Origin of the sequence: Candidatus Nitrosocaldus islandicus (genome assembly GCF_002906215.1) — an archaeon.
GTDB classification, from domain to species: domain Archaea; phylum Thermoproteota; class Nitrososphaeria; order Nitrososphaerales; family Nitrosocaldaceae; genus Nitrosocaldus; species Nitrosocaldus cavascurensis.
Genome location: NZ_CP024014.1, coordinates 29,603 through 46,360, shown reverse-complemented (window position 1 = coordinate 46,360; position 16,758 = coordinate 29,603). Strand labels below are relative to the sequence as shown.

Sequence of the window (16,758 nt, the reverse complement as noted above, 5' to 3'; positions counted from 1 at the left end):
CTCTATGTTAATATGGATGGTTGTAGTTGTAGAGCCTACACAATTTGCATCATCAAGGCTGGATGTTCTTAAGAGTAACATAATGGCGGTGCTAGATGCTCATGAAAGGTGTAGCATTAAGCAGGATGGGCATCTTCTGCTCTTGGATGTTGATGAGCCTGTAGATGCTATGTATGCACTGACAAATGTATTTGGGATAAGGAGTATAGGTATAGCAGACACTGCAGATAAAAAGTTAGACTCCCTAGTAGATGCTATAGTAAGTGTAGGTAAGCACATAATACACTCTAACGAGAGGTTCCATGTAGAGGTTCTTGGTAGTGCTAAGGGTATAGTGACTAGGGATGTGGAGTTTGCTGCAACTGCAGCGTTGCTCTCTGAACTCTCCATGCTCAATGTTAAGCCATCAAGCAAGGGTTACGATAGGCTGATAAGGGTCTACATAGCAGATGAGGGTGCGTATGTATGCAGGATATACAGGGATGGTGCTGGAGGGCTCCCTGTAGGCTCAAATGGTTATGCTCTATGTAGTGTATATGATTGTATATCAGCAGTAGCAGCATATGTGCTAGCAGAGCATGGATTCTATCCATCCATAATTGTAGTATATAGTGAGGATGGGATGCTTAGGAGGGTTGCTAAGAAGATAGAGGTTATAGCAAGGATGCTCCCAAGGAAGAGTATAGAGTTGAAGTACACATACTATACCCCTAGGAGCAATGATGTTGATAGCAGTAACAAGTATCATTATCATTATAAGAATACATTGCTGACATCTCTTCTATTAGATAGATTGGTAAGGGTATCTGATATGGGTAGCAAGAGTAATAATAGTAATAGTATTGCTAGTAGTATGGGTAGCAACAGTAGCAGCAGTAATAATAGTAGTAACAGCAGTAGTAGTATCATTGCACTCCCATTATCTTCATTACACAGCATGGATTTCATAAATAGTGTGATGAGGAGGGTGAGTTGTAGGAATGTAATATTTCCATTGATGTTCTCCAACTATCTCCTACACTATTCAAGGATATTTGGTGTAGATTGTGTAAGGGAGATACAGGATATTAGCAAGTCCACTGAATCAATTGCAGTTGATGATAGTTATATTGGTGAATATGTTGAGGAGTGCATAAATAACATGCATACGCTAGAGGTTAAGTTAAGCCCAAACATGGTACATGATATAATAGATGGGATTAGACGGATGCAAGGAGATAACGTGTGATGGGATGATATGAGACCATCAACATATAGTATGGTGATCAACCTGATAGTAAGAGTGCTCTACTCACCACCTCCTCTACACCATCCATCTTGGTTGCTACATCCCTTACATGCATAACATTCTTCTCATACCTACCGTAATCGTTAAGAATATTGTATATTGCTTCATAAACATGCTCTGCCCTTAGATGCTTCTCCCTAAGCGTTATCCCCATCCCTAACCTCTCTACTTTACTTGCATTGCCCAACTGCTCACTATGATTCTCTATTGGAATACATATCAATGGCTTCCCTTGGTGTATAGCCTGTGCGATGGTTGAGTGCCCTCCACGCATAACTATAACCTTGCTAATTGAGAACAACTCATCCCTGCATGGGCACCATTCGAAGTACCAACCATTACTAATTCTTCTAGGTACTGTATCCCCCTTGGGTTTACCTTCAGATACTACAACTGTTATGCTACTACCTCTTCCATTATTACTATCATGCCCATTCATGTTATTCAACCCTTCCACTATGCTTCTAATTATGTGGTGCTTTGTCTCAGATGGTCCACTTATGTGCACAAATACAATAGCGGGAGACTTGTCACTGTCATGACCATCATCATAATAATAATATCCATCATTAAACCCTAATGCCCTCATTACCTTCTTAACTCTAGCCTCATCAAGAACTAGCCTTGGTATCATGAAGCCGGAGTACTCCAATCTGTTGGAAGCGTTGTTGATATGCCATAGGTTCTGCTCTGATATGGTGTATGGTGGAGGAAGATCTGGGGCAATTAGTGTATTACCTCTACTCCATAGCATTCCAAACAACTCACCAAGCATATCCTCGAATAACCTAACTATCCTAAACTCTCTAAGCCTTGGGGATAGAAGGAGTTTGATCTGGTTGAGTATAACTATGCATGGTATACCTAACATGATGCTTGCAAATAGTGTAGAGAGCCTAGTATCACTTATCACAACATCTGGTCTAAACCTTGATATACTCTCCATCTCAACCCTCAACTGCCTTGTGAAGTTGAATAGGTTCTCAGGTATCTTCATTACACTCCTCTTCACATTAAAGCCAGAGAGAGGATTCCATCCAAACTCAACCTCTGGCACCATATTGCATCTATAACCATGCATATCTATGTAATCTACAGCATCCCCAAACGATGAGAATTCTAGATCATAGCCATGAGCCTTTAACCTCTCTGCCACCATTAGCATTCTGCTTGCATGCCCTAAACCAACCCCATACACTCCAACATACGCTCTCCTACTCATGCTATACATCATCAATTAATTGTGCCTATTAATATAACTACATGCAAAGGCTCACTCTGCAAGTCTTACCCTTGTAACACGACCATTTGGTTCTACCTCCTTGAATATTATAGCCTCAAACCTGTAAACCCTTGTATCCTGATAGAACCAACAGTCTGGCATTGCACCTGCCTTCATACATGTCTCGCAGAGAAACCTCTCCTCATCCCATCCATACTCTACCGCAACCTGAGGTAGCAAGAGTCCAGAGCCGTAACGCCATACTATCATGAGACCATCCCTCCCAACCTTGATCTTATCCTTGTACTCCCTTGGATCTTTAACAGTTATGAGTTCTGGCTCAGTTAGTATGCTCAACTCAACCGTTATCCTATCTAGTTCTGAACTCTTTACAGGTTCGAACCTAGGATCTTCTGTTGCTGCTGCTACTGCAGCATCTACTATAGCATAGCAGAGCTCCTTGCTTGGTAATGGGAAGCCTATGCAACCTCTCAACTCTTCCTTAACCTTTACCTTTGCATAATCAATGTATATACTCTTGCCACGAATAGCACTATTATCATTATCATTACGATTGCCATCCTTGCCACTCATATCTATCAACTCATTTAACGTTACAAATACTCCAGCCTTCATTGAATACCTTGATCTTATATGCTCATCAACATCTATCATCCTACCATGCTTCAGGTAATGCTCTAAGGCACTCCTTGCAAGCCTTATCAGTGTATAGCCATCCTCATCGCTAAGCATCAGCAAGCCTACTATTCACCCCCTTCTCAAACTCAAGTATCCTCTTGATATGGCTACCCTCCCAGTAGACCTTTCCACAGTTAGTGCAGATGTAAAAGTCCTCATACCTCTCAAGCACCCCATCTGGTAACCCCCTTAGAGTTAGAGAATCCTTGCTAACATGCCTTATAGTTGAGTTGCATAGGGAGCATCTTGCATTATTTATATCAAACCCTATAGATCTTATGCCTAATGATCTTAATACATATGCCATATCATCTATACTGTTACCCTTCACAAGTATACTCCTTAAACCAAGCTTGGATGCATGGTGGAATAGTTCTTCATCGCTAGTTACAAGTATTCTACAATCCTTTATACACTCATCAAGCAGCGAAGAGTCATCCAACCCATTATAGTATAGTGTATCGAACCCAAACATCCTTAACTTTCTAGCCATGCTCCCAAGCATCCCATCCAGAAGCAGTCTTACCATATTAACTCATACAACGCCCTCTATTATTATTCTTGATGTTATTGCTCTTAAATTTTATTTTATCTTCTATTTATTAATAATTCATTCATCAGTTAATTCATTCATTCATCCACCAGTCCTACACTCATCGCACAGGAACTTGCCATCAACATATGCAAGGTAGTCAGACCACTCATCGCACTCATCACAGTAGCCTGAGATCAATGTTGGGCTCCTTCCAAATTCTCCTCTAAACATGCTTGCCTTCTCAGATATAACATCAACAAGCTCTGGCATAACTGCTATGACATCCGAGGAGGATACAACCCCTACCAGCTTGCCCTTATAAACTACGCCAAGCCTCTTCACATTATGCTTACGTAGTAACCTAGCAGCATCTGTAACATTTGCTTCACTATCTATAGTTATAAGTTGCTGCATTATATCCCTAGCCTTTATCCTGCTTGGCTTCTCATCCTTGATAGATGCCTTGCTAACTATATCCCAGTCTGTGACTATCCCAACTGGATTGCCATCAGCCTGCCCATTATCGGTTATCACTATGCTCCCAATCTTCATATCACCCATCATCTTTGCAAGCTCGTTAACCTTGCTATCTGGACTAGCTGTTATCACTGGGCTATTCATCACATCCTTAACAAGTACCCTAGTGGTTACATGTGGATCCGTACTCTCCCTATCCTTTCTTGCTACCATACTTACCTCCCTCCTCCTCCCTTCATATATTAAGCATGTATGGCAATATAAGTTAAGCCATCTACATCCCATCTCAACCATACTTCACTAACCCAACTTAACCAAAAGGAATTAAACCATCCTCAGAGTATACAGGGTGATGAGCCCCATTGACAAGGTATTCTGGCTTAGGATAGGCTTTGCAGTACTTGCAGGTATAGTTGCAGGGGCCCTAGGCTTCCTAAGCAACAACCCTCAAGCATTCAGGGGTATAGGGATAGGGTTCCTGCTCTACTTCATAACCTACCTCATTGCTAGGTTCTCATTAGGTAAGAGGATACCACCATCGGAGTCTAGGAAGTTGGTAACAACTGGGATGGGAGGGTATGTCTTCATGTTCCTTCTAGTATGGATACTCTACAACACATTCATGTACCAGCAGTTTGCAGGTGAGCAGGGTCAGTAGTTAAAGGGATGATATGCATGGATCAACATCTCTGGCCCTACAGAACCCCTGGCATACCAGATGACCTATTCGTTAGAGATGAGAGTGTTCCTATAACAAAGGAGGAGGTTAGGGTTATAGCATTGAGCAAGGCTAGGCTTAGAGAGGGCTACAGGGTTATAGATGTAGGCTCTGGAACTGGTAGCATAAGCATAGAGGCTGCAATCCAGGTTGGTAGCACTGGCAGGGTATATGCAATAGATAGGGATGCAGATGCCATTGCACTGATTAGAGAGAATGCAAGGAGGTTCAGTATAACAAACATAGAGGTTGTGCAGGGGGATGCCATGGATGTACTACCAAGTATGCCTGAGGCAGATGCAGTATTCGTAGGTGGTGCTGGAGGTAGGATGTATGATATAGTTAGACTTGCATGTACTAGGCTAAGGAGCAAGGGCAGGATAGTCGTTGATACAATAATGGTTGAGAGTATGAGCAGTGCATTGAGTGCAATGTATGATCTAGGGCTAGAGGATGTTGATGTTACTCAAGTGGTTGTAGCGAAGGGGAGGAGGATAAGCACTGGTACAATGCTTATAGCAAGGAACCCAGTGCTGATAATCTCAGCAGAGAAGCCATAAGTTAGGAGGATATTCACTATTTAAATATCTCTGCAACTACTTGGATCAAGCAGGTAAGATGACGATGATGCATGGTAACAACAATAACAAAAGTCATAAACTCTACTGCATAGGCTGTGGTCCAGGAGATCCAATGCTCTTGACTCTAAAGGCATTAGATGTACTCAACCATTGCGATGTGATCTTTGCACCAACATCTAGGGAGGGGAGGGAGAGCATGGCATTGAGCATAGTTAAACCATTGATAGAGTCAAGGATAAGAGATGGACAGGTTGAGGTTAAGAGCCTTGTATTCCCAATGGTTAAGGATAGGAGCAGACTTGCTGATGTGTGGAGGAGCAATGCTGATGAGATGGCAAAGGCATGCTTGAGTGGTAAGGTAGTAGCATACCTATGCGTTGGGGATCCTTCACTCTACAGCACGTTTGCATACATGTATAGGGAGTTGAGTTCCAGGTATACAGAGATAGATGTTGAGATAGTGCCAGGTATAGCATCGTTCACATCCTTTGCATCACAAGCAAAGATGAACCTTGTTGAGGGGGAGCAGATAATGGCTATAGTGCCAGCATGCTATGATCTTGAGAGGGTTAAGAAGATAGTCAGCAGTTGTGATACAGTAGTCTTCATGAAGGATGGTAGGTACTTTGATGATGTTATAAGGATAATAAGGGAGCATATGCCAGATGATGCATACGTTGCAATAGCACAAGATATAGGCTCTGAAGGACAGGTTATAAAGATGACAAGGCTGAAGGATATAGATACAAGCAAGGTAAGCAAGTACTTCTCTATGATGGTTGTGAAGCGTGAGCATCATAGTAAACAACAATAACAACATGTTAGTATGAGTGGGTGTGATTGTATGGATATGAGGGAGCAGATAAGCGATAACAACAATAATAATAATGACAGCAGCAGTAGTAGTAGCAATGCACATATCAACCACAGGGGTAAGGTGTACTTCGTTGGTGCTGGGCCAGGGGATAAAGAACTGTTAACACTCAAGGCAAAGAGGCTAATAGAGGATGCTGATGTTATAGTATACTCTGGCTCCCTGCTCAACCCTGAGATACTTGCATTTGCAAAGAGCAGTGCACTGCTATACGACGCATCAACCATGAGTAGGGAGGAGATATACTCAGTGCTGAAGGATAACGCAATGAAGGGAAGGGTTACTCTAAGGCTACATGATGGTGATCCCTCACTCTACTCTGCAACTAGAGAGCAGATAGACTCCCTTACTAAAGATGGGATAGATGTTGAGATTGTGCCAGGGGTAAGTGCTCTATTTGCTGCAGTTGCTAGGCTCAAGACAGAACTCACGCTACCAGGTGTTACACAGACAGTTATAATAACAAGGGCAGAGTTCAGGACCCCTGTACCAGAGAGGGAGAGCATAAAGGAACTAGCAAGGCATAGATGTACAATGGCATTCTACCTTAGCGTTCACCTCATAGAGGATATAGTAGGTGAGTTGATTGATGCTGGTTATGATGATGATACTCCAGTTGCTGTAGTGTACAGGGTAACGTGGGATGATGAGAAGGTTATAGTTGGTACATTGAAGGATATAGCAGGGAAGGTTAAGGATGCTAGGATAAACAGGACTGCAGTGATAATAGTAGGAGAGGTTGTAAAGCCAAGAGGATATGAGTTCTCAAAGGTGTATGATTCTGGGTTTACACACTCGTATAGAAGTGCCAAGGTATAGTTAGTTAGTTAGCATAGATAAATGTAGGATAGTAGGTAGAGAGTAAAAATATGATAGCTATTCTAGATGCTAGAACCTTGGTAACTCCTCTGCTGACTCTGTTGATACCGATGGTAACTTGCTATCTAAACTCTTCTCTGCAACTGCTGCTGCCTCTGCAAGTATCCTCTCAACATCTTCACTGCTAACATCGCTAACGAAGTTGAAGTTGCCTCCCTGCATGGTATCCACCATCAGGTTGCTTAGCGTACTTGTCATCTCATTTATCTCTCCCTCAGCCTCTGGCATGAACCTGCTTATACCCTGCTTAACACCCTTCATGACGCTTATTGCAGGGGCAAGTGATACAGCAAGATCGCCTATATCGTGTACTGTGCTAAGCCTAAGATGCACCTGCTCTAAAGCAATCTTTGCATTGTTCATTGTCTTGCTAACCCTCCTAACCTCAGCTAACTCATTTGAGAGCATCCTACCCGTCTCCATATCATGCTTGTGTACAGCCTCAACTATCCTCCTGAATAGTGTAGCATCCCTCTCACGCATCTTTGCAAGCATGGTATCTATCTTCTGTATCTGTAACTGTATTCTATTCATAGCCTGCTCAACCCTTGGCCTCAGAGGACCCTGTGGTTTGAGAGCATCCCTAACTCTATCACCCATCCCTCTATCATCCTTCTTTACCCATTTGTTACTGAACTCTGTCATGTTAAGAATCATCATCACCATTATTATCATTGTATGTGCATAGTTATTGACATGGTTAAGAAATAAAGAAATGGTTATTAGTTATATCTTGTATTATTGCTCATGCAACCTATATGTGTATTTGACTCTGGTCTAGGCTCAATATCTGTTATAAAGGTGCTAATGCATGAACTGCCAAAGGAGCATATAGTATACTTTGCTGATAGAAGGAACTATCCATATGGCTTGAAGAGTAGAGAGGAGTTGAGGGATATAGTTGGAAGAGGGATAAGGAGGCTTGAAGGGTATGATCCAAAGTGTATAATAGTTGCATCAATAACACCATCAATGCTAGTGCTTAATGATCTTAGGTTGGTTAGCAGTACACTCCTATTTGGTGTATACCTCCACTACTCTCTTGCAAGGGCAGTAGAGTTATCAAGTAGCAAGGGTATAGCAGTACTTGCAAGTAGAGCAGTTGTAAGGAGTGTAGATCTTCATGATACGTTCAAGGCATACATGAGTAGGGCAAGCATAACTCTTGTTGATGCTACAGAACTCATAGATATGGTAGAGTCAAGCAGGTTCCTTCAGGATGGTGCTGAGCATGCTATAGCAGATGTGTGTAGAAGGTTGCTGAAGGATGCAAGCATAGATAGCATAGTACTAGGCAGCACACATCTAGCACTAATGGAGGATGTATTGCAATCACTCTACCCCAACATTAAGATAATGAACCCTGTCATGGATACAGTAGCAAGGGTTAAGACGTATCTAGAGGAGCATGGGATGCTTTCTAGAGAGATGGGTAAGGAGGAGGAAGAAGAGGAGGTAAGGCTAAGCGTTCTGGATGTGGATAAGGATGAGCATCTCTCCTCTACGCTTAAGAGGTTAGGGCTTAGGTTCAGACCCATCTAGCATATCTAGCATAAGCCTAATCCTTCTGAATACTTCTATCCACATACTCCAACTCAGCCTTCCAGTCTGTGTATTCTGCCTGCTTGGATGGTATGATGAGAGCAAGGTTACCATCCTACCATCTCTATCCCTTACAGCATAGGATGATCCATGTCCAAACCTTAAGCCGGATATGCCATTCATCCTGCAGTATGTACTGAAGGCTATTATGCCTAGAGCAAGTACTATCCTTACATTCTTGAGCATTGATGCCTCCTGCATAAGGTATATCATGCAGTTATCCACCTCGCTCTTGCTAGGCTTGTTATCTGGAGGTACACATCTAAGTACTGCTGATATATAAGCATCCTTAAGGATAAGACCATCATCCCTGCTTATGCTTGTAGGCTTGTTTGCAAATCCAGTCTCATACAATGCCTTGATTAGCCATGATCCAGATGAGTCGCCAGTGAACATCCTCCCTGTTCTATTTGCTCCATGTGCAGCAGGTGCAAGTCCTATTATGAGTAGTCTAGCATTGAGATCCCCAAACCCTGGTACTGGCTTGGCCCAGTACTCCCAATCCTTGAACCTCTTAACCTTTACTCTTGCTATATACTCCCTATACCTTACAAGCCTCTCACATGCTCTACATGATACTATAGCCCTGTTAAGTGAATCAAGGCTATCAAACACATGGCTAGAATGCAAGGATTCTATTTGTAGATATCTATTGCTAATATTGAGGCTAGCCCCAGATCCTCTCCTTGAAGGTCCACTTTTTGTTGGATAAGAAGTTCCATATTGATGCTAATCCTATTGCTATAAACAGTGCAAGGTTGTAGTTCATCCCATATATCTGGTTAAGTAGATGTATTAGAATGAACTGCAGTGTACCACCAATAGAACTCAAACCCATGTAGTATGCATACTGCTTAAGCGTATGCAGCACTGCAAGGTCTGTATCCTCGAACGTCCATAACTTGTTAAGGATGAAGTTGGATGTGATAGAGCAGAGTATGCCTGCAAGCGTTGCAATATGCATGTTTGCAAGCAGGGAGTTTGCTAGTGAGGCTATACCATAGTTGACAGCTAGCCCACTTAAACCTACTGTGTAGAACCTTGCTGCCCTTGAGAGGAATAGTATAGAGCCTCTCCTCTCTTCTCTACGCTTCTTCCTACCATACCTGTAGAGTAGCCATATAGCCTTCAAGTACTCTATGACAACCCTCAAGTTTAACTTGCTCTTGCCATGGCTCCTGTTAACGAATGTATAGGGTATCTCCTTCACCCTTATGTTATCAACCTTGACGAGTACCTCAAGCAGTATCTTGTAGCCTGAGGTTATGAACTCTATACCCTCAAGCACCCATCTCTTGCATGCAAAGAAGCCAGATACAGCATCCTTTACATCAAGGTTAAGGATCACCCTTGCAATCATGTTGGCTGATATGCTTAATGCCTTACGCTTCATACTCCAGTTCTCTACTGAGCCACCATCAACATACCTTGATGCTATAACCAGATCACACCTATCCTGTATGAGTTCATCAAGCATTGCTGGTATCAGTGCTGGAGGGTGCGATAGATCAGCATCCATAACAACCACATTGCTACCCTTAGCAGCCTTTAGACCATCAAGCACTGCAGATAACAAGCCTCTCCTACCATACCTGCGTAGTACCTTGATGCTGAGCCTTCCCTCACTTGCTATATGTTTAGAGTGCTGCTCTACAACATCTGCTGTACCATCTGGACTACCATCATCAACTATTATTATCTCAGCCATTGCATCAAGTTGCTTTAGAAACGTATGTAAGCCATCCCCTATAGATCTTAAGAGATTAGGTATATTCTCTGCCTCATTGTATGTAGGTATTATGATGGAGAGTACTACATCCACATCCCTTCCATCACCATCATCATTCCTGTAATAGCCCTTGCTCAATATGCCACCATCACTTACCTGCAATGGTAGATGTGTGATATAACTTCTTTAAGTATCTTTCACTGTATATCTTGATAATAACTATGATATGGTACTTGATTTCATGAAATAATTGTGTAAGTGGTTGGAAGTATTAGCCTATATAAGATGCATTATCATCTGCATGCTAATTATCAATCAACACGTTTGCTATACACTATGATTGGGGGTTCTACCCTTGCATATGTGTATGACCAGTAACTCTCAAGCACAGTCTCAACCATGACAAGTTCAACATCGTCCATGCTGAAGTACCAACCCTTGCTTCTTGCTTCTTCCTGAACCTTTTTAAGCAATGCAAGTATATCTATGCTAGTAGTGCTGGATGGTAGGTTTATGCTGTAGATGAAGTTCTTGTTGCATGGCTCTATCCTAGAGTACTCATCCTTCATACCCATTACTAGTATGTTTAGCCCCCCACTCATCGTTCTATGGAATATATCTATACCGAGAACCTTCTCCCCGTAATGCTTTACACCATTATCATCCTCTATTGTAACATTCTTGACCCTGAACCATAGATCTGTAAGCAATGCGTACCATGAGGGGAGTATGAATGGTGAGAGTGGAGCACCTCTGAACTCATGGATGTTAAGATCAAGGGTTAGTCTATCCAGCATTGCTATCCTGAGTGGTTCTGGTTGGTATGAATTGCTCTTACCACCTTCTCTCCATACATCACCAACACTTATGCCAGCAACATACACATAATCCATCTCTGGTATGGTGAGTAGGCTCATCTCTATGCTAGAGCCATCAAACCTAACATAGTTGTATGCATTACCATCATGCATATCCAATGCTATGCTCTCGCATGCAAGGAATTCACGCCACTTCCATATCTTGAGCCTCCAATGCCAAGGGTCTCTGCTATCATCACCTCCATCAACCCATCTACTTAAGCCAACTGGTATACTGTTGGGGCTATCATCATACTCTGTATTCTGCTTTGGTGTGTTAATAGCCAAGAATACGTTGGTGTAAATTATGACTAGCCATGATATTACTGGCATCATGAATAAAAGTATAGACCTTCTCATACTTGCTTACTCTCCTGCTTACTTGCTTATTTATTTGGCTACTTTAATATAACTCATACCACCTATTACCATATGTAGGTGAGTTTACCATAAAACTTTTGTATATGTATAATAGAATTGTTTTATGGTCAGAGCATGGCTATTAATAGGGACAAGTACCCTTTTACTAGGAATATTCTTGGTCGTATACACAGTCAATGGTATAGGGATTAGCAGTGGTACAAGCAAGGGTAGCGTTGAGAGTGCAGTATTTCATGATGTAGTGCTCATAACGGTTGAGAGGAATGGTCATATCATATACAGGTATGAGACCCATAACCTTATAACAGATGCTGGGAAGGACTTTATAAAGCAGCAGGCATTTGGTACAGCATCCAGCGGTACAGCACAGTACATAGCATTGAGCACAGACTCTACTCCACCTAGTGCAAGTGATACAACCCTAGTAGGGGAGATAACATCGCAAGGGCTTGAGAGGGCCCAAGGTACAGCAACCTCTGGAGGGACTGGGCAGATAACGATAAGCAAGACATTCACAATGACAAGCGGTGCAAACCCAAGCTTCACAATAAACAAGGCTGGATTATTCGACTCTTCAAGTGGAGGTACACTCGTTGCTGTAGCACTGATAAACAACCCTCCAACCCTGCAAGAAGGTGATTCCATAACCATAAACTGGCAGATAAACATAACATAGGGTGGATCTGGAAGGGGGTATAACAGCAAGTATGCAGGTAGTAGCATTCTTACTTATCATAATTTTTTGTTCATATATGTTAGCAATACCAGTGCTGGAGTATGATAGAAGCATGTTCTACAAGGTTGATGAGCATACTGATAAATATTGGAATGGTTATGAATGGGTTTACATCCTATACCCATTGCAGATGGGAGTTGCTGAAGCAACTAGCGCTATACCATCTGATGTTAGTGATGGTCATGTACGCAGCAATGGAAATGCTTATTCCAATGATGCGGTTATGATTGTTGGCGATGATGAGTCAGATAAGGCATATAGATCATTTGTAAAGTTCCCCATCTCATCGTTGCATGGCAAGGTTCTTAAATCAGCAGAACTGAAGCTAACCATAGAGAGATCCATTCAGAATGGTTCTGCATATACTTCAGAACCATTCGACAACCCTCGATTAGGTGATACACGTGTCATACACATCAATGATTATGTCACACTAGATGGTAGTGATTTCAACGCACCATCTATAGGCAATGATCCTGGTGTTCTAATACCAGCAAATACCAATCCCAATAGTAGAATTGTAAGCATATCAGTACATGCTGCAATGCAGGATGATATAAACAATGCAAGGAACTTCACAACATACATGATAAGAACTGCTAATAATACAGATGATGATAATAGGAGAGATCAATGGCACTTCTACACAAGGAACTCTGGGGCTAATGCTCCAAGGATAGAGTACACATTAGCATTTACAAAGGATGTCAGGGAGCAGGTGAAGTTAGGTGAGCATGATCTGCTTACTAGATCAGTAGTATCATCAAGAAACGCAACCATAACACTTCATGCATTAGATTCAAGAAGTATAGGTCATTCAAGACTAATTGTAGATGCGCAATCTATAGAGGATATGCTAGTTAGAAACATCGTGATATCAGAATTCTTCTCCGACTCTATATCTATGCTTGATGATCTCATTAGAAAGATATCAGCATATATAGTGGTTTATGATATGTTAGATGCTAGAGATATCTTTGCCAGGTATAGTAGCATGCCAAGATCCATACTTGAACCTATGCTAGTATCAGATACTCTAGCAAGGCTACTATCTGCAACACGTGATGCTTTAGTTACTCCTACTATTACTGATAACATATCTATGGGATTTCTCTTAAACATTATTGATCATACAAGTATATCAGAGGTTCTAACCTTTAACATATCCTACACAAAATTCATCCTAGATTCAGTAAGTGTAATAGCAGATACCAACTCCTATATATCATTTCTAAGAGTATTACAGGATACTCTTGGCTCTTCTGATCTTGCTAATTACATACTCAACCTTGTAGTAAGAGATGTTATGGATGGCATAGTTGTTATAGATGAGGTAAGTAGGCTGAGCAGGTTCTCAAGGGTGCTTGATGAACCTCTTGCTATAGGGGATGATGTAGAGAGGATGATAAGCAGTATGAGCAGAGTTCTATTAGAACCTGTCTCTACTGTTGATCTACTTAGCAATGTTATAAGCTTCCAGAGGGATATAGGCACGTTACTCTCAATAGAGGCAGTTAGGGTTGTAGATAGTCTAAGTAGGAGCGTAGATGTGGTTAAAGGTATAGTGGATGGTGTTAATGCAACTGATGATTCACCATCACTATACAATGGATTTGTGAGGTTCTTGGATGAGAGCATAGGTGTTGATGGTATACTTGGAAGGGTGGTAGAACTAACAGTACAGATGGTAGAGAGTACTTCGATCAACTATATACTCAGCAGTTATACAACCTACTTTGTAAGGCTAGTTGATGGTGTAGATGCTTTAATAAGCATGGTAGCAAGTACTGTTGTTGGAGGTAGTAGTAATACAGGTACAGATAATGTAAGCGGGGGTATAGGCGCTGGTGGTGCAGGTACAGTACTTGGAAGGAGTACATTCATCACTGTTGATATAAGTAGTTTAAATGATAACATACTGGTTGAAGGTTTCCTTATGGATAGAGAAGGCGTAGTAGTACCATTCAATACAACCTTGAGCATAACACTAGTAGAGGGTGCATCAGATGCTAGGTATAGGAGTGAGGCTGAGGTAGTTGATGGAAGATATAGCATATCTATACCCATAGATGAACTCTTCAATACAATAGCACCAAATAGTGCTGAGATTAGAATAAGGGCCATAGTTACATTCGATGGGGCTGAGTATGCTCTTCAAGGCATAAGGTATCTCTACCTTCCATCATCAGAAGAGAGTAGTGAAGTAAGGGTTGAGAGAGGTTTGGTATTTGAGGCACCAGCCTTCAACATTGTACCCTCATCTGTTAGATACAGTGGGGAGAGGCTTCTTATCATATACGTTGAGAATGATACTGCAGATGATATAAACTCCTTAAGGATTGCAGTAAGCGAGGGTAAGGTACTCAAGGTGAAGGTTAGCAGGAACTGGAAGGTTAGTGTAGGAGATGATATACTGCTTGAAGGTGTAGATGGTCATGTTCTAAAGCAGGGTAAGAGGTTGATGATATTTATGCTTAAGCAAGGACATCTCAACTATACTGTAACTGCACCTTAACACACCCACAGTAGTTAGAAGTAGTATAATAGCAATAATAATAACAATAACAATAACAGTAAAGCAACAACAGTAATTAGCATCATACATAATAATCAGCACCAGCAGTAACAGCAATAGTAGTGCATCAGCAGTAGTAATAATAACAACAGTAACAATAACAACCAATACTATATCTTAAGGCATCTTAAGCCTTCTTAAGAGTTCATCCTTAAGATCATCTATCCTTACCCTAACCTGCTGCATTGTATCCCTATCCCTTATCGTTACTGTACCATCATCTAGCGTCTGTCTATCTATTGTTATTGCATATGGCGTACCTATCTCATCCAACCTTCTATACCTTCTCCCTATAGAGCCAGAGTCATCATAGAATGCATCAATATCCTTCCTCAGCATCTTGAATACCTCCTTGGCCTTTGCTTCTACCTCATCCTTCTTAACTATAGGCAATACCCCAACCTGTATAGGGGCTAGATAGGGTTTGAGTCTTAACACAAGCCTATCATTCTCCATATCCTCATACAATGAATGCTCTAGTATACAGTAGAGGCTCCTCTCTACCCCCATGGATAGTTCGAATACATGGGGGAGCACTTTACTGTTACCACTACCATCATCAGCATCCATAACCTCCATATTCTCCTTGCTAACCTGCATATGCCCTTTCAGATCATGATCAGATCTATAGTTGCATGCTACAAGTTCTAACCAACCAAGGCTTGTCTCAACCTCAAAGTCATAAGCAACTGTAGCATAGAATGCCTTCTCATCATCAGCAAGCCTCCTGAACCTTGTTCTACCCATATCTATACCAGTCTTGCTGTAGAACTCATTCAGTAGGGCAAGGTAATATGCTATAAGCCTATTTGGGATGATGCCTCTGCTTACTGCAGAGGATGCTGTAACCTCATGCATACCATTGCTATCTTGTATCCTAAGCATAACATCCTTCACTTCATCAAACCTATCTATCTCATCCAACCTTTTAGGGTTACAGAATACCTCTATCTCTGCCTGATAGAACTCCCTTAACCTTATGAGGCTCTGCCTAGGAGCAATCTCATTCCTAAAGCTCTTGCCTACTTGAGCAATTGCTATTGGTAACTTGCAGCGCATGACCTTGAAGAGCCTAGCAAAGTCAACGAATATGCTCTGGCATGTCTCTGGTCTAAGGTATGCTTCAGAACCATCAGCCCCTATGCTTACCTTGAACATCATGTTGAACCTACTAACCTTGCTCAACTCACCGTTGCATTTAGGGCATCTTATGTTATGCTTCTGGATTAGAGTATACAACTCCTCATCTCCAATCCTTTCGGGCACTACAGTGTTTATAACCTCGCCAACAAGCCTATCAGCCCTGTACACAGATGAGCATTTCATGCATCTAACTATGGGATCATTGAAGCTATCAAGATGACCTGAGGCTATGAAGACGCTCTTGCTCATTATCTGGCTACCATCTATCTCAAGCATACCATCCCTCCTAACCAACTCCCTCCTCCACAACTCTATGTACCTATTCTTGAGAGCAACGCCTAAAGGCCCATACTCCCAGAATCCTGCTTGCGCATCAGCGTATATCTCGCAACTAGGGAAGTAGAACCCTCTACTCAATGCTAGCTCTGTTACTGCATCGTAGTTCATGCTCTTAGCATTAAT

At 41.8% G+C, this 16,758-nt stretch carries 17 protein-coding genes; 8 read left to right on the top strand and 9 right to left on the bottom strand.

Going from position 1 to position 16,758, the window contains the following annotated elements; all coding sequences use genetic code 11:
• Positions 1 to 16: 16 nt before the first annotated feature.
• The gene (locus tag CRG89_RS00235; RefSeq protein ID WP_158648632.1) at positions 17 to 1,228 is read left to right on the top strand and encodes a tRNA sulfurtransferase; all 1,212 of its coding nucleotides are present in this window, start codon (positions 17 to 19) and stop codon (positions 1,226 to 1,228) included.
• Between the two features lie 37 nt (positions 1,229 to 1,265).
• Here CRG89_RS00235 and CRG89_RS00230 read toward each other — a convergent pair whose 3' ends face one another.
• The 4 genes from CRG89_RS00230 to CRG89_RS00215 form a co-directional block, all read right to left on the bottom strand.
• Entirely contained in the window at positions 1,266 to 2,510 is a 1,245-nt protein-coding gene (locus CRG89_RS00230; RefSeq protein WP_158648631.1) for a glycosyltransferase, read from the bottom strand.
• Between the two features lie 51 nt (positions 2,511 to 2,561).
• Entirely contained in the window at positions 2,562 to 3,269 is a 708-nt protein-coding gene (locus CRG89_RS00225) for a TIGR00296 family protein (RefSeq protein WP_103286401.1), read from the bottom strand.
• The gene (locus tag CRG89_RS00220; RefSeq protein WP_103286400.1) at positions 3,256 to 3,738 is read right to left on the bottom strand and encodes a Mut7-C RNAse domain-containing protein; all 483 of its coding nucleotides are present in this window, start codon (positions 3,736 to 3,738) and stop codon (positions 3,256 to 3,258) included. The genes CRG89_RS00225 and CRG89_RS00220 overlap by 14 nt, the downstream gene beginning before the upstream one ends.
• A gap of 105 nt (positions 3,739 to 3,843) precedes the next feature.
• Positions 3,844 to 4,434 (bottom strand): CBS domain-containing protein, encoded by a 591-nt coding sequence (locus tag CRG89_RS00215; RefSeq protein ID WP_158648630.1) that lies wholly within the window; start codon positions 4,432 to 4,434, stop codon positions 3,844 to 3,846.
• A gap of 139 nt (positions 4,435 to 4,573) precedes the next feature.
• Here CRG89_RS00215 and CRG89_RS00210 point away from each other — a divergent pair, with 139 nt between their 5' ends.
• From CRG89_RS00210 to cobM, 4 genes are read left to right on the top strand one after another with little or no spacing between them, the layout of a single operon-like run.
• The gene (locus tag CRG89_RS00210; protein WP_103286398.1) at positions 4,574 to 4,879 is read left to right on the top strand and encodes a hypothetical protein; all 306 of its coding nucleotides are present in this window, start codon (positions 4,574 to 4,576) and stop codon (positions 4,877 to 4,879) included.
• 17 nt (positions 4,880 to 4,896) lie between these two features.
• A complete protein-coding gene (cbiT, locus tag CRG89_RS00205; protein ID WP_103287828.1) occupies positions 4,897 to 5,499 on the top strand; it encodes a precorrin-6Y C5,15-methyltransferase (decarboxylating) subunit CbiT in 603 nt (200 codons plus the stop codon).
• A 58-nt stretch (positions 5,500 to 5,557) separates the two neighbouring features.
• A complete protein-coding gene (gene cobI, locus CRG89_RS00200) occupies positions 5,558 to 6,334 on the top strand; it encodes a precorrin-2 C(20)-methyltransferase (RefSeq protein WP_148695092.1) in 777 nt (258 codons plus the stop codon).
• Positions 6,335 to 6,364: 30 nt separating this feature from the next.
• Positions 6,365 to 7,213: a precorrin-4 C(11)-methyltransferase gene (gene cobM / locus CRG89_RS00195; protein ID WP_197706643.1), complete on the top strand. Its 849-nt coding sequence runs from the start codon at positions 6,365 to 6,367 to the stop codon at positions 7,211 to 7,213.
• A gap of 69 nt (positions 7,214 to 7,282) precedes the next feature.
• Here cobM and CRG89_RS00190 read toward each other — a convergent pair whose 3' ends face one another.
• A complete protein-coding gene (locus CRG89_RS00190) occupies positions 7,283 to 7,918 on the bottom strand; it encodes a Snf7 family protein (protein ID WP_103287826.1) in 636 nt (211 codons plus the stop codon).
• Between the two features lie 102 nt (positions 7,919 to 8,020).
• Here CRG89_RS00190 and CRG89_RS00185 point away from each other — a divergent pair, with 102 nt between their 5' ends.
• Positions 8,021 to 8,815, top strand: coding sequence for a glutamate racemase (locus tag CRG89_RS00185; RefSeq protein ID WP_148695093.1), 795 nt, complete (start codon positions 8,021 to 8,023; stop codon positions 8,813 to 8,815).
• Here the strand turns inward: CRG89_RS00185 and CRG89_RS00180 are convergent.
• The 3 genes from CRG89_RS00180 to CRG89_RS00170 all read right to left on the bottom strand — a co-directional run bounded on the left by CRG89_RS00180 (position 8,789) and on the right by CRG89_RS00170 (position 11,797).
• The gene (locus CRG89_RS00180; RefSeq protein WP_103286395.1) at positions 8,789 to 9,490 is read right to left on the bottom strand and encodes a uracil-DNA glycosylase; all 702 of its coding nucleotides are present in this window, start codon (positions 9,488 to 9,490) and stop codon (positions 8,789 to 8,791) included. The genes CRG89_RS00185 and CRG89_RS00180 overlap by 27 nt on opposite strands.
• Before the next feature lie 52 nt (positions 9,491 to 9,542).
• Positions 9,543 to 10,766 carry a glycosyltransferase gene (locus CRG89_RS00175; RefSeq protein ID WP_197706644.1) on the bottom strand — a complete coding sequence of 408 codons (1,224 nt, stop codon included), beginning with the start codon at positions 10,764 to 10,766 and terminating at the stop codon, positions 9,543 to 9,545.
• A gap of 149 nt (positions 10,767 to 10,915) precedes the next feature.
• On the bottom strand, positions 10,916 to 11,797 hold the full coding sequence (locus CRG89_RS00170) for a hypothetical protein (protein WP_103286394.1): 882 nt from the start codon (positions 11,795 to 11,797) through the stop codon (positions 10,916 to 10,918).
• Between the two features lie 148 nt (positions 11,798 to 11,945).
• On the opposite strand from CRG89_RS00170, the gene CRG89_RS00165 reads away from it, so the two are divergent.
• Positions 11,946 to 12,518, top strand: coding sequence for a phage tail fiber protein (locus CRG89_RS00165; RefSeq protein WP_103286393.1), 573 nt, complete (start codon positions 11,946 to 11,948; stop codon positions 12,516 to 12,518).
• Between the two features lies 1 nt (position 12,519).
• Positions 12,520 to 15,093, top strand: coding sequence for a DNRLRE domain-containing protein (locus CRG89_RS00160; protein WP_103286392.1), 2,574 nt, complete (start codon positions 12,520 to 12,522; stop codon positions 15,091 to 15,093).
• Positions 15,094 to 15,270: 177 nt separating this feature from the next.
• On the opposite strand, the gene glyS is transcribed toward CRG89_RS00160, so the two are convergent.
• Complete coding sequence (gene glyS, locus CRG89_RS00155; protein WP_103286391.1) at positions 15,271 to 16,743, bottom strand: glycine--tRNA ligase; 1,473 nt, start codon at positions 16,741 to 16,743, stop codon at positions 15,271 to 15,273.
• Between the last annotated feature and the right edge of the window lie 15 nt (positions 16,744 to 16,758).